The sequence below is a fragment of the Pseudomonas marginalis genome (assembly GCF_900105325.1).
Taxonomy (GTDB): Bacteria; Pseudomonadota; Gammaproteobacteria; order Pseudomonadales; family Pseudomonadaceae; genus Aquipseudomonas; species Aquipseudomonas marginalis.
Window position 1 is genome coordinate 116776 of the sequence record NZ_FNSU01000002.1, and the last position, 12352, is coordinate 129127.

General features: G+C 57.3%; 12 protein-coding genes. 4 read left to right on the forward strand and 8 right to left on the reverse strand.

Annotated features, from left to right (window positions below; all coding sequences use genetic code 11):
- Nucleotides 1-111: 111 nt before the first annotated feature.
- Nucleotides 112-1005 carry a LysR family transcriptional regulator gene (locus BLW22_RS08065; RefSeq protein ID WP_065947546.1) on the forward strand — a complete coding sequence of 298 codons (894 nt, stop codon included), beginning with the start codon at nt 112-114 and terminating at the stop codon, nt 1003-1005.
- Between the two features lie 42 nt (nt 1006-1047).
- Here BLW22_RS08065 and BLW22_RS08070 read toward each other — a convergent pair whose 3' ends face one another.
- From BLW22_RS08070 to BLW22_RS08080, 3 genes are read right to left on the reverse strand one after another with little or no spacing between them, the layout of a single operon-like run.
- Nucleotides 1048-2145 carry a DNA alkylation repair protein gene (locus BLW22_RS08070; RefSeq protein WP_074845334.1) on the reverse strand — a complete coding sequence of 366 codons (1098 nt, stop codon included), beginning with the start codon at nt 2143-2145 and terminating at the stop codon, nt 1048-1050.
- Between the two features lie 14 nt (nt 2146-2159).
- A complete protein-coding gene (locus BLW22_RS08075; RefSeq protein WP_074845337.1) occupies nt 2160-3506 on the reverse strand; it encodes a glutamine synthetase family protein in 1347 nt (448 codons plus the stop codon).
- A gap of 11 nt (nt 3507-3517) precedes the next feature.
- A complete protein-coding gene (locus tag BLW22_RS08080) occupies nt 3518-4075 on the reverse strand; it encodes a helix-turn-helix domain-containing protein (protein ID WP_027603184.1) in 558 nt (185 codons plus the stop codon).
- A gap of 220 nt (nt 4076-4295) precedes the next feature.
- On the opposite strand from BLW22_RS08080, the gene BLW22_RS08085 reads away from it, so the two are divergent.
- Together BLW22_RS08085 and BLW22_RS08090 are read left to right on the forward strand one after the other, a co-directional pair.
- Nucleotides 4296-4604, forward strand: a complete 309-nt coding sequence (locus tag BLW22_RS08085; RefSeq protein ID WP_027603185.1) for an RcnB family protein — start codon at nt 4296-4298, stop codon at nt 4602-4604.
- 76 nt (nt 4605-4680) lie between these two features.
- On the forward strand, nt 4681-5874 hold the full coding sequence (locus BLW22_RS08090; RefSeq protein WP_027603186.1) for an MFS transporter: 1194 nt from the start codon (nt 4681-4683) through the stop codon (nt 5872-5874).
- Here the strand turns inward: BLW22_RS08090 and BLW22_RS08095 are convergent.
- On the reverse strand, nt 5837-6109 hold the full coding sequence (locus BLW22_RS08095; RefSeq protein WP_027603187.1) for a DUF1652 domain-containing protein: 273 nt from the start codon (nt 6107-6109) through the stop codon (nt 5837-5839). The two genes, BLW22_RS08090 and BLW22_RS08095, sit on opposite strands and share 38 nt — an antisense overlap.
- A gap of 131 nt (nt 6110-6240) precedes the next feature.
- The gene (locus BLW22_RS08100; RefSeq protein ID WP_065947543.1) at nt 6241-7737 is read right to left on the reverse strand and encodes a PAS domain S-box protein; all 1497 of its coding nucleotides are present in this window, start codon (nt 7735-7737) and stop codon (nt 6241-6243) included.
- Nucleotides 7738-7759: 22 nt separating this feature from the next.
- Here BLW22_RS08100 and BLW22_RS08105 point away from each other — a divergent pair, with 22 nt between their 5' ends.
- Nucleotides 7760-7981, forward strand: a complete 222-nt coding sequence (locus BLW22_RS08105) for a hypothetical protein (protein ID WP_137213029.1) — start codon at nt 7760-7762, stop codon at nt 7979-7981.
- A 49-nt stretch (nt 7982-8030) separates the two neighbouring features.
- Here the strand turns inward: BLW22_RS08105 and BLW22_RS08110 are convergent, their stop codons facing one another.
- The 3 genes from BLW22_RS08110 to BLW22_RS08120 all read right to left on the reverse strand — a co-directional run bounded on the left by BLW22_RS08110 (nt 8031) and on the right by BLW22_RS08120 (nt 12173).
- Nucleotides 8031-9200, reverse strand: coding sequence for a hypothetical protein (locus BLW22_RS08110; protein ID WP_074845342.1), 1170 nt, complete (start codon nt 9198-9200; stop codon nt 8031-8033).
- A gap of 14 nt (nt 9201-9214) precedes the next feature.
- The gene (locus BLW22_RS08115) at nt 9215-10102 is read right to left on the reverse strand and encodes a nitrilase family protein (protein WP_065927803.1); all 888 of its coding nucleotides are present in this window, start codon (nt 10100-10102) and stop codon (nt 9215-9217) included.
- Between the two features lie 76 nt (nt 10103-10178).
- The gene (locus tag BLW22_RS08120; RefSeq protein WP_074845345.1) at nt 10179-12173 is read right to left on the reverse strand and encodes a flavin monoamine oxidase family protein; all 1995 of its coding nucleotides are present in this window, start codon (nt 12171-12173) and stop codon (nt 10179-10181) included.
- Between the last annotated feature and the right edge of the window lie 179 nt (nt 12174-12352).

The following is a 12352-nucleotide window of genomic DNA, read 5'->3' on the forward strand; positions in this document are numbered from 1 at the left end:
TTTCTTATTGGCTCCATCCTAGTTGTTAGTTTTCGTCTTAAAAATGTTAGTTTTTACCCAGCTGCTGTGCGTTTTTAAACAGCGCTATCCGGGCCATGCAATGGAGGCGACATGTTCGACTGGAATGACCTGCGGTATTTTCTGGAGTTGCAGCGCAGCGGCCGCCTGCTCACCGCCGCGCAGCGCCTGAAAACCACGCACGCCACGGTGGCCCGGCATATCGAAGCCATCGAGAAGAGCCTCGGCACCGCGCTGTTCGTACAGCACGCCCAGGGCTACGAACTGACCCCCGCCGGCGAAGCCCTGCTCAAACACGCCGAAGCCATGGAAAACGTCGCGCTGCTGGCCGAGGACGAATTGACCCACGCCGCTGCACCCCTGGGCAAGATCCGCCTCGGGGTGGCCGAAGGGTTGGGGGTGATGTTCCTCGCCGGCCGCATGGGCGGGCTGTTCGAACGTTATCCCGGCCTGGAAGTGGAACTGCTCGCCGTGCCGCGTTTCGTCAGCATCCTCAACCGCGAGGCGGAAATCAGCATCCACCTCGAACGCCCCAGCGTCGATCAACTGGTCACGCGCAAACTCACCGATTACCGCCTGGCGCTCTACGCCAGCCGTGCCTACCTGGCGCGCACGCCTCCGATAGAAAAACGCGAAGATCTCGCGGCCCATTCATGGATCGATTACGTCGACGACCTGCTGTTCAGCCAGGAACTGAAATTTCTCAGCAGCTTCTGCCGCAACCCCAAGGTGGTGTTCCATAGCACCAGCGTCATCGCCCAGCACCAGGCCGCCCGCTCCGGTTTGGGGATTGCGGTGTTGCCGTGCTTCATGGCGTCGGGCGACCCGGAGCTGGTGCCGTTGCTACCGGGGGAGGGGATCCAGCGCAGCTACTGGATCAGCTCGCGCCGGGAGTTGCACAAGTCGGTGCGGTTGCGGGTGTTGTGGGACTACGTGGTGGAATTGTGCGCGCGGGAGCAGCCACTGTTGCTCGGCGAATCCAGCTGAAGAAACCCTCCCGCATTGATCTGTGGTGTTGGTTGAATCGGATTAATCCCTCAATTCGAATTCAGCACTGCCCAATCGCTCTCCATTCACCAGCACATGCACCGCATGCCTGCCGGGATAGTGCTTGCGCGTGGTCAACGCGCGAATATGCTGCTCGCGGCGGATGCTCTGCCGTTCACCCGCGCCCAGCGTAAACGCCTTGAGCTTGAACACCTTGGCCGCGCTGTGCCCGGCGCTTTTGACGTAGTCGATGGCATAGTCCACCACCAGTTTCTGTGCAGTGGCAGCGGTGGATTCCAGGCTGAATGACAGGTTGATCCGCTCGCCCAGGGTGATCACCGCCGGCGTCACGCTCAGGTGATGGAGCTTCACCTCGGCCTTGGCGCCTGCGCCCATGATCGTCAGCGCGCGGGTGTTGCCCTGCTTGATCAGGCTGCGCAGCGCATGGCGGGCGATCCAGGCGGTGTGCGGGTTATCCAGGTTCCAGCCTTCGATCAGGCTGAGCACCCAATCCGGGTGGTCCTTGGTGATGTCGTTGAGGTGGTTGGCCACGGATTTGCGTACGTAGAGGCTGCTGTCGGCCTTGAGGTTATCGAGGATCGGCGCGCACAGCTCGGGGTTGGCCTGCACCTTGGCCAGGCGAAACGACCACGGCAGGCGCGGGCGCGAGCCTTCGCTGGCGAGGCGGCGCACGTGATCGTTGTCATCCCGCGACCAGGTTTGCATGACCGCCAAGGTGCGTTCGAAGTCGTGGAGCAAGAAGGGTCTTATGGCGAACTCAGCCGAGCCAAAGGGGGTGAAGTATTTGAGCGCGGCCATGGAGCGTTTGAAGTCATCCAGGCCGTAGCTCGCCACGTAGTGCGGCAGGCACAGGCTGACAAACCCGCTGTTCAGGCGCGGGGCCAGGGCGTAGAGCAGCTTGAGGGTCTGGGCATAGTCCAGCGGGATCACCGCGTGCAGGCTTTCGCTGACCCGCGCCATACGCTGCATCACCGATAACTCGGCGAGCCCGGCCTTGGCATGCTTGAGAAACCCCTTGGCGTCGAACGCCGGGTACACCGCGGTCATCTCGCTGGCGATGTGTTCCAGGCGTTCGAGGTTGAAGATTTCCTTGAGGGCCGGGGCGCTTTGGTCGGTCATCGGTTATTCCGTCGTTAGAGAAACCAGCGGTATTCCCGCGCATGGATTTCTTGTTGAAAGGCCAGGTGATCCTGGCGTTTGTTCTCGCAGTACACGTCGACAAATTCGGCGCCCAGCTTATCGCGCACTACCGGCTGATGCTGCATGGCGCGCACGGCATCGAGCATTTCCACGGGGAAGTCGGTGCCGCTGCTGCGGTCCTCGTTCAGTGGCGCGATAGGTTCTCGCCCGGCTTCAAGGCCATGTTCAAGGCCGACCAGGATCGCCGCCAGCACCAGGTACGGGTTGGCGTCGGCACTGGCCAGGCGATGTTCGATCCTCAGGTTGCGCGGGTCGGAGTCGGGGATGCGCACGCACGCATCGCGGTCTTCAAACCCCCAGCAGGCGCGGGTGGCCGCGTTGACCGTACCGCCCAGGCGGCGGAAGGCATTGTGGTTGGGCGAGAAGATCGGCATGCAGTGGGGCAGCAATTCCAGACAACCGGCCACGGCATGGCGCAGGGGTTGCTGCTGGTGCGCCGCGAGCACATTGTTGCCCGCACCGTCGTACAGGCTGACATGCACATGCATGCCGCTGCCGGGAAATTGCAGGTAAGGCTTGGCCATGAAGCTGGCGCGGTAGCCGTGCTTGAGCGCCACGCCGCGGGTGCTGCGACAGAACAGGGCTGCCCAGTCGGCGGCGCGCAGGCCGTCGTCGAGGTGGCCGAAATTGATCTCGAACTGGCCGGGGCCGAGTTCGGCGGTGATCACCGTGATGTCGATGCCCTGGTCCTTGGCGGTCTGCGCCATGTCGTCCAGCACTTCGCTGAAGCGCGACAGCCGTTCGATATGCAGGTTGGGTTGGTCGTCGGTGTCATCGCTGAGCGGGTCACGGGCGAATTGCGGCAGGCCGTTGTCGAGCTTTTTGTCGAACAGGTAGAACTCCAGTTCGAAGGCCACCACCGGGTGAATGCCTTTGTGGTGCAGGCGCTCCAGCACCTTGGCCAGGACTTCGCGAGGTTCGAATTCGATCGGCGCCTCGGTGCCGTCCGAGGTGATCAACATCTGCCCCAAAGGCTGCGACTCCCAGCGCACCGGCTTGAGCGTGCCGGGCACCAGGCGACGGTTGGCATCCGGGTCGCCGTCGTGGAAGCAGTAGTCGCCGATCTTGAACAGCCCGCCCTGAACCCCCAGCAGCACGGCGTTCTGCGGCAGCTTCAAGGGGCTGCCGGCGGCGACCTTTTCCAGCATCTCGATGGGGTAGCGCTTGCCGTAGAAATGCCCGGGGATGTCCAGGGCAATCAGGTCGACATAACGCACGTCGGGATGGTTCTGGCGAAAGGTCCGTACTTCGGCCAGTAACGTGGAGGCTTGGCTTTTCACGGGTGTTGCTCCTAGTTGTAAACCCACAGCACGCGGGCGGGCAGGTCGGTGAGGTTGGCGTAGCGGCAGTGGGCGAAACTGGCCAGGTGGAAGCTGTCACCGGGGCCGAGGGTGACCGAATCGGCCTCGCCCTCTACCCACAGCGTCAATTCCCCTTCCAGTACAAATCCGGCCTGCTCGGCGCGGTCGCTCATGGTTTGTTCACCGCTATTGGCACCCGGGGCCAGCAGGCTGTCGAGCATCGAGAAGGCGCCATTCATGCTGGGGGACACCAGGATGTCGGTGATGCCGTTGGCGTAATACACCGTGCGGCGTTCGTTGGGGCGGGTGACCCAGCTCACGGCCTTGGGTTTGGACAGGCTGTAGAAATAGGTGGTGGGCACGTCGAGGGCATGGCTGATGGCGGTGAGATCCGCCACGGTCGGACGCGACAAGCCCCGTTCCACTTGGGACAGGAAGCCCACCGAACGCTCGATTTTCTGTGCGAGTTGGGCGAGGGTGAGCTTCTTGTACTTGCGCAGGTCGTGGATCAGGATCGCCAGGGCGTCGAGTTCTTCTTGCTGGTTCATGAAATTTATATCTAATAATTTCATGAAAAATTACAGGATTTATTTCATGGCGGCAATGGGCAGGGCGCGTAAGCCCGCTCACCACAGGGAGATTTGTCAGGGTCTGAAAAGTTGTGTAGATACCTATGCTCATCACAGGGGATCAAGGTTCAACAGGCTGAATGATTTCATGCGCCTGCGGTCGGAACCTGGGTACGCATCATTCATTGAAGGAGCACCCATGAAGTCCAAAACCCTCGCTGCCTGTGTCCTGGTCGCCGCCAGCCTGTCCACCGCCAGCTTTGTCGTGCAGGCCGGCGACACTCCCCAGGAAACCGTGCAGCCTTCGAACATCAATACCCGTGATTTGAAAGAAGGCGACCGTGCCCCGGACATCCTGATGCGCAAGGAGTCGGCGGTCAGCGACTGGAAGAAACGCGGTCTCAAGCAGCCTGAAGCCGACAGCCAGTGGGCCCGTGTGGGCGACAGGTTCGTGCTGCTCAAAACCACCAACGGCACCATCCTGGAGATCACGCCCGTCAAGAAATGACCCGCGTTTTTTCCTCGCTCTTGCGTTAAGGTAACCGGCCATCAAGACCGCGTTACCTTAGACGAAAGAGAGCAGGATGCTTGCCACAATAAGAAACTACCCCCGCGCCGTGAACCTGCTGTTGTCCGCCACGTTGCTGCTGACGCTGGCCAAGGCGATTACCTTTCCCTACCTGGTGATCTACCTCACCCGCCAATTTGCCCTCGATATCACCCAGGTTGGGCTGGTGATCGGCAGCTCGTTGATCCTTGGCTCGCTGCTCAGCGTATATGGCGGTTTTCTGGTCGACCGCATCAACAGTTATCGACTGTTGCTGGGGTTGAGCGTGCTGTTTGGGCTGGGTTTTATCGGTACGGTGCTGGCGCAGAACATCTGGGCGTTCTACAGCTGCCTGATCCTGATCAACCTGGCCTACGCGGTCATCGATATTGCGGTAAAGGCCGGTTTTGCCAGCTTGTTGCCGGAAGATGCGCGCAGCGAAGTGTTTTCCATCAAGTACACGCTGACCAATATCGGCTATGCCGCGGGGCCGTTCTTTGGGGCGATGGTGGCCAAGCTGGACATCAGCCTGCCGTTCATCCTGTCGGCGTTGTTGGGGGCGGGTTTTTTCCTGCTGTACTGGCGCTGGGGCGATCGCACCCTGGCGACCATCGATGTGACGCAAAAGCCGGTGCCGTTCCTGGCCGTCGGCCGCGTGCTGCTGCGTGACCATCGCCTGGTGTGCTTCACCCTTGGGGGTGTGCTCAGCGCCGTGGTGTTCGGCCAGTTCACCGCCTACCTCTCGCAGTACCTGGTCACCACCACCAGTGCTGAATACACCTACACCGTCATCAGTGCCGTGCTCACCACCAACGCCGTGCTGGTGATCGCCTTGCAGTACGTGATTGGTCGACGTATTTCCCACCGTTACCTCAGCCAATGGCTGATCGCCGGCCTGGGCATGTTCATGCTGGGCTTGATTGGTTTTGCGCTGTCCACCAGCGTGCTGTGGTGGGTGCTGGCGATGGCAGTATTTACCGTGGGGGAAATCATCGTGTTCCCGGCCGAATACATGTTTATCGACCGGATCGCCCCGGACCACCTGCGCGGCATGTACTACGGCGCACAGAACCTGTCCAACCTGGGGGCGGCGCTGGGGCCGGTGTTGTGCGGGCTGGTGCTGGCCAGCCTGCCGGCCCACTACATGTTCTACATGCTGGGGGCGTTCATCGTCGCGGGCGGGGTGTTCTATTTCATTGGTTCGTCGTTGAAGGCGCGTCTTCCAGCGTGACCTTGCCCATGTTGTTGCTTTGCAGTTCGTAGCGCAGTTCTTCCACCATCTTTTCCACGTCTTGCGGGGTCTGCAGCCGGTTGGTGCTGATCCCCGTCACCACCAGGTCCACCCGGCCGGTGTCGGCGTCGTAGACTTTGAGGGTCAGCGACGCATCCCGGCACAGGGTGAACTCGCATGTCAGCGGCGCGAGGCCTTCTTCGATGCAATTTCGCAGTTGAGAGAGCGTAAACATGTGGGTTCCTTCAGGGTGTCGTTTTACGACGGCACAGGTTGAAAGCCCTGTACTCACACCCTGAAGGTTAGGGATTGGGACTGCGCGGGATAAGGCGAATTCGCACTAGCCGCACTAGTGCATTTGCACTTTTATCGGGTTTTCTTGACCCGCAGTTCACCGGCAAACAGCCCGCGTTCACGGGCCCAGACAATCGCTGCACTACGGCTATGCACCCCCAGTTTCGAGTACACCGTGGCCACATGGTTACGCACCGTGTTGGGCGCCAATTTCAGGCGCGAGGCGATCTCCTTGTCGGCCAGGCCCTCGCAGATCAGGCCGAGTACATCGCGCTCACGGGCGGTCAGGTCGGTAAAGGCCACGTTCGGCAGGTTGGGGCTGTTGACGCTCTTGGCATTGGCCAGTTTCTCGATCAGGGTCTGGCTGAACCAGGACGCGTCCTGCATCACTTCCTCGATGGCCGCCACCAACTCCAGTTCCGAGCGCTTGCGTTCGGTGATGTTCATCATCACCAGCAGGTAGCAGGGGACATCCTGAATGGTCACCGTGTCCGCCGAGACCACGCAGTCGATGACCTCGTTGCCTTTCTTGCGCACCTTGAGGTCCTGGCCATCGAGGTTGCCGGCTTTCTCCAGGGTGGCGAACAACTGGGCGGCTGCCTCCTGGCTGTCGATGAAGTTGATGTCTTCGATGGATTTACCGATCAGCTCTTCGCTGGTGTACCCGGTAATGGTCATGAACGCTTCGTTGACATCCACCACCTGCCGGTTGGCGGCGTTGCACACCAAGGTGGGCACCGGCGTCAGGCGAAACGACTTGGCGAACCGCTCTTCACTCTGGCGCAGGGCGATTTCGGCCTTGCGGCGTGGCTCCAGGTCGGTGAAGGAAAACAGCATGCAGTCTTCCTCATTCATATCCAGCGGCTGGCCGGCGACGATCACCAGTTTGCTGCCGCCTCCGGGCAGTTTCAGCTCGGCCTGCATCTGCGGGATGGTCGCGCCTTCCCCCAGGCGCTGAACGGCCAGCTCCCTGCGTTCGGCATGCTCCAGCACGTCCAGTTCATACACGGAGCGACCGATCACCTGGTCGCGGGTGTAGCCGGTCATCTCCAGGAAGCCCTGGTTCACTTTGATATAGCGCAGGTCGCTGAGGCGGCAGATCACTGCCGGCGCCGGGTTGGCGTTGAAGGTTTTTTCGAAGCGCTGTTCGGCGCTGGCCCACTCGGTGGCGTCGCTGAGGATCAGCACCAGCAATTCAGGCGTGCCATGGGAATCGCTGATGACCAGGCTGCGCAGGCGGTGCACCCAGGTTTTTTCTTCATCGGCGGTGGGCATGACCTCCACTACCACGTCACTGAATTCATCGCCTGCCGCCGCGCGGGCGAGGGGGTAATTCTCCAGGGGCAAGGGATGATTATTGCGATAGCGCAGGGCGAAGCGTTCGGCGTACTCCCGGGCATTGCTGCCCAGTGCCGCGACGTCATCCACCCCGTGCATGGTCAGCGCGGCTTCATTGGCCCAGAGGATGGTCTGGTCCACCTCTACAAGGATGATCCCATCGGACAGCCCGGAGATGATCTGCTGCAGCTGGCGGCGGTTGGTTTCTTTGGCGAGGACATCCTGGGTCATGATTTCTCCGGGTTTTAGGCGCATGAAAGTACGACAGCCCGGTGTCAGGATAGTGCAGGGCAATTGCGCGGCGTGGGGTGCGAATGCACCAGGTGGCCTGGTGCCTTTGCGCGAGGATGAGCAGTTGAAGCAACAGGCCGAGCAGAAAAACCGTGAAGTGACGCCCAAGCAGCTGTCCCGTGCGGCGTTGAGTTTCTTTGTGGGGCGAATGGCGCAGACGATGCGTCGGATACCGTTGGCTTGATTGATTGTTGTGTTCAAAGGTGGTTAGGGGGTTCCCCTAACCACACCTTTCAAGTTGCCAGCCAACCTACGATCGGCACAATCATCAACGTACTCAAGGCCATTGAAACTACATTGCCAATGTACGGATGAAAATGGGCAGGCAGTCTCGCCGCAATTGCACAGGCCAACGGCGGTGCGATCAGTGCGCCCAGCAATGCACTTGAAGTCACCACCATCCAACTGCCACCGTGGGTCAACACTGCTGCCGGCACCACTGATACCAACGGTACATAGGTGGGATACCAACCCCGCTTTATCCATTGATGGCGCCAGATCACTACGCCAAAAGCCGACGTCAGTGCCTGCGCTCCCACCATGTGCAAAAGCAGGCCAGAGCCATAAGCCGGGCTCATGGGGTTGAGGGCATAGGCAAGCAACACGCCTGCCAGCAGTCCAAGACTGGCCAGCTCATTTCCAAAAAAGGGTGCTTCGGAAAAGTCCGCCAGCACTCGGCGCAGGCTCCAGAACACTCCGTAACTGGGCGGGGTAACAGGTATCGGTCGGTCTGGAGCGATAGAGTCCGAACGCACCAGCGAGGGCACCCGACGACACAGGGCAAATGCGATGACGCTTCCGATAGCCATGCCCAGCACATTACCGACCACGGCTGGTAAACCCAGTGGCACACACACCAGATTGACGATCAACAAGCACAGTGGAGTAACCAGTAAAGCTCCCAGCACTGCACCATTGAGGGCGACCTTCCAACCGCTGCCAAACATAAGCACCATCGCTGCTGGCAATGAAACAAACGCCGCAAACGTAGGCTGCCAGGTTTCGGCGGTAACGCTCCAACCCCACAGCAGGTTGCTCAGCAACAGCCCGATCAACGAACTGGTCACCACCCAAGGCCACAATCCGGTGCCATAGCAAATGGAAAAGCCCTGCCAGGCTTTGCCACGTTTGTTTGCCCACCATGCCAGATAGGCACCACTCAATAGGCCCAATGACGCGAGTTCATGCTTGTAAAAGGCAACTTCGCTTATATCCCCCACTACCCACCGCAACCACGCTACGGGTTGGGGGAGGGCCGTCACCATCTCGTTGTATCCTGGCCATGAACCTTGATGACTGGATACAACCCATACCGCGAGCAAGGTAGCGACGAGTCCCAGTACAACAACTGTGATATCCGCTCGTGAGCGGGTTGGTGTTTTCCTGGCAAACAACGGTTCCATAGATTGCCCTCCTCTCAGCGAGGCAGGGCAGGGTGCTGGGAATACCCGAGCATCTGATCATAAAGATCATTGCGACGGTCCCGTTGCAGATCATTGAGGCTGTTCCAGATCGGCGCGCTGCGGGCGCTGGTGATGTCAATGTCGGCGAACAGGATCTCCTGGCGATTGGCCGAAGCCACGGCGCCGATTGGCCAGCCATTTGTCCCTGCAATCAAGGAGCATCCGAGATAGCGGGCATCCCGCTCTTCACCAATGCGGCTGGCGGCCGCGATAAATACGTTGTTCACATGTGCAGCGGTCATCGTCAGGTACGACGCCATGCACTTTCCTGCCTCATCGAACAACGGTGGGGGTGTCCACACCCAATTGTTCAAGCTGCAAATGATATCGGCGCCTTGCTGGCTCAAAATGCGCGGTACCTCCGGAAACCAGATGTCCCAGCAGATCAGCAGGCCGATACGACCGATCGGCGTTTCAAACACTGGAAAGCCAGAATTCCCCGGGGTGAACCAAAGCTTTTCCAGGTTCCATAAATGGGCTTTGCGGTATTTGCCTATGAACCCATCGGGCCCCAGCAATACGGCTGTGTTGAACAGCTGCATACCATCGATTTCGCTAAGACCGGCGACCAGATACACCTGGTGCTTGCAGGCAAAATCGATCCATTCCCGCACACTCGGTCCGTTCGGCACTGCCTCTGCATGATCAAACGCGTCCTGGCGGCTGCTGAAGAAATAGCCGCAGTTGGAAAGCTCCGGCAGCACGATCAGATTGGCGCCGCCGTTTACTGCTTCAGTCGCCAGTAGAAGACTTTGACGCAGGTTGTCGCTTTGGTTGGCTATACCGACCTGTGGGTTGAACTGAATGACGGCGACGCGGGCAGGGCTTGTTGGTTCGTTCATGGGGGGACCTCTTATTGTTATGCAACCGGATTTTGGTTGGATGTTTATAAGAGGTGAAGAAATGTTTAAAGAAAAGTCAGATAATTCCTGTTGTGACGTAGCCGGATTCTCTTGATGTAGTTTTAGTCTCTGTCTTGTACTCTGGATAATCTTGCATGCAAAAGTCTCCATTGAATTTTGCTTGGGTCTTGTTGCAGATATTGATCACAGTATCAATGGCGCCTCTGAAGCAAGGTTCTGTCCAGCCAGCATCCACAGAAAAAGATTCACCACAAAGATAAAGCCCGGATGTGAGAGAGAAGTCCCTGTTGTATTTCATCAGGCCTACGGCGTCGTAGTAGGTGCCAGGGCGATAGAGTTTTGCACAGCCAAGGGCGTGTTTATCGTTCATCCAGCGCTGAACGATTGCTTGGTCACGTCCTATATAGGGAGAAATGCGTTTTTTAATATTTGTTGACTTCAGAAGTATCCTGTCCAGCTCTTCTATGCATTTGTCGACCAGTTCTCCGTCGCTGAACAGCGAAAGCTTTGTTGCATCATCCTCCCACGTGTAGCTTAAGAGGATACAGTCGTAAGTGTGGTTTTCATTGTATCGATAAGTGTAGATATCATGTATGAAGCTGTCGGTTACAATAGCTTGAGGTATGTTTTTATTGAATGAGAGGAAGGATTTTTTGAGGGGCGCGTACACCTTGCAGCTGGTTTCCCAATGAGCCGTTTTGTAGGCTGCGATTGTTTCGAAGGGAAGCATATCTTGGCTGAAATTCTCGATAAGAATTTGTGTTTCTATCAGCCATGATGGAAGGGTGATTACAAGTGAATCGACATCGATAAATTCACTTTTTGTTTTACTCGGCTGTGTAGTATTCCAGTCGTAATAAACCCTTATTTTTCCGTTCTCAAGTTTTTTTATTTTCGTTGCAGCGCTGTTGGTCAGCAAACCGTACGGGCTTTTCAGTAAGTGTTCATATAGTGATTCGGTGGTCTCTTGCGCTTTTATAAAAAGCAGGGACTCGGCCAGTGAGCCAAGACCAATGTAATTTGGTTTATTAAATTTTAGGCCTCTCGAGTCAACTGTCTCTGTGACGTCAAGATAAGGTGACGCCATGGGGGCACCTTCTGAGTTCACACGGCCGTGGATCAGTTGCAAATGACTGCTGAAACCAAATATCGCCGTGCGTATTGGGTAAATCGAGCAGACATCATAGAACGCTCCCCAACTGCCATCACCAATGCCGATTGAGTAAAAAACAGCCGACTCCTGTGCGGTCATTCCCATTCCGCCAAAGTTGCCAGGATCACTTTGCCGCCAGTGATCGATGGTTGGCATCTTCACCAAGTCACGAAATGACATGCCCTCATATTTTTTTACTATGGCGTCCCACATGTCTTCCCAAGCGTCAGAGCCGAAATGCTCGGAAACGTGCAGCGCCATCCGTTCAGCAAATGCCTTCCACTTCGCAAAAACGGACCCTAAGATTTCACCGGGTGGTGCTGTTTTTCCGTTTGGGTTTTTCCAGATAAGCATTGTGGGTTCACTGTCTCCTTCCAAGCTCCCTTCTCTCAGGTAGATTCCAGTTGAGTGGACGCTGGGGCTGCCGGGGTTTGGGAAGTCGGAGTAAACTAATTCAAATTCATTTGCGTAATAAACCATGAGCGAACGACCATCTTTGGGCTGCTCATTTGATCTATTGAAGAACGGCATTCTCATTGCGCCCATCTCAAAAGGAGGGCGGCCAACAGTATTCGTATTATTACTACCAAGGGCTGTCAGGTGTCGACCGCCTATACGCTTTGACTTTTCTATTAGTGTGATATTTTTAAAACCGCACCTATGCAGCTCGCGTGCAGTTGTTAAACCTGTAATTCCCGCACCAATAATGCAAATTTTGTGATCAGTATCGGTCGTTTGAGCAACGCCGTTTTTTTGCTCTACCAATGCTCGGTAATCGAAACACAAATCTGGCGGGCTAGGGAACCGTGCTCTCCATTTGTTCTTTGCAGTGCGCTTTTTACGATGACTTTGTTGAGCTATATCTGCTGGATAATTAAAGTTTGAGCCGATGGTCATTTTTGATCTTTCTCGTTCAGAATTGATTTTCTATTCATAGGTTGAATATAGGTTCTGGAAGAGACAATAAGCAGGATGTGATTTTTAGCTAGGGTATGTCGTGTTCTGTTGTAGGTGAAGGGGAACTGGCCCGAGTGTTTTGATTGTTCCACGCTCCGCGTGAGAGCGATCCAGAGCAC

What these genes read in the sequence shown, in the direction of transcription:
- BLW22_RS08080 (WP_027603184.1), bottom strand. Translation starts at nt 4,075, where the DNA reads ATGAACCAGCAAGAAGAACTCGACGCCCTGGCGATCCTGATCCACGAC.
- BLW22_RS08065 (WP_065947546.1), top strand. Translation starts at nt 112, where the DNA reads ATGTTCGACTGGAATGACCTGCGGTATTTTCTGGAGTTGCAGCGCAGC.
- BLW22_RS08100 (WP_065947543.1), bottom strand. Translation starts at nt 7,737, where the DNA reads ATGACCCAGGATGTCCTCGCCAAAGAAACCAACCGCCGCCAGCTGCAG.
- BLW22_RS08070 (WP_074845334.1), bottom strand. Translation starts at nt 2,145, where the DNA reads ATGACCGACCAAAGCGCCCCGGCCCTCAAGGAAATCTTCAACCTCGAA.
- BLW22_RS08085 (WP_027603185.1), top strand. Translation starts at nt 4,296, where the DNA reads ATGAAGTCCAAAACCCTCGCTGCCTGTGTCCTGGTCGCCGCCAGCCTG.
- BLW22_RS08095 (WP_027603187.1), bottom strand. Translation starts at nt 6,109, where the DNA reads ATGTTTACGCTCTCTCAACTGCGAAATTGCATCGAAGAAGGCCTCGCG.
- BLW22_RS08090 (WP_027603186.1), top strand. Translation starts at nt 4,681, where the DNA reads ATGCTTGCCACAATAAGAAACTACCCCCGCGCCGTGAACCTGCTGTTG.
- BLW22_RS08110 (WP_074845342.1), bottom strand. Translation starts at nt 9,200, where the DNA reads ATGGAACCGTTGTTTGCCAGGAAAACACCAACCCGCTCACGAGCGGAT.
- BLW22_RS08115 (WP_065927803.1), bottom strand. Translation starts at nt 10,102, where the DNA reads ATGAACGAACCAACAAGCCCTGCCCGCGTCGCCGTCATTCAGTTCAAC.
- BLW22_RS08105 (WP_137213029.1), top strand. Translation starts at nt 7,760, where the DNA reads ATGAAAGTACGACAGCCCGGTGTCAGGATAGTGCAGGGCAATTGCGCG.
- BLW22_RS08120 (WP_074845345.1), bottom strand. Translation starts at nt 12,173, where the DNA reads ATGACCATCGGCTCAAACTTTAATTATCCAGCAGATATAGCTCAACAA.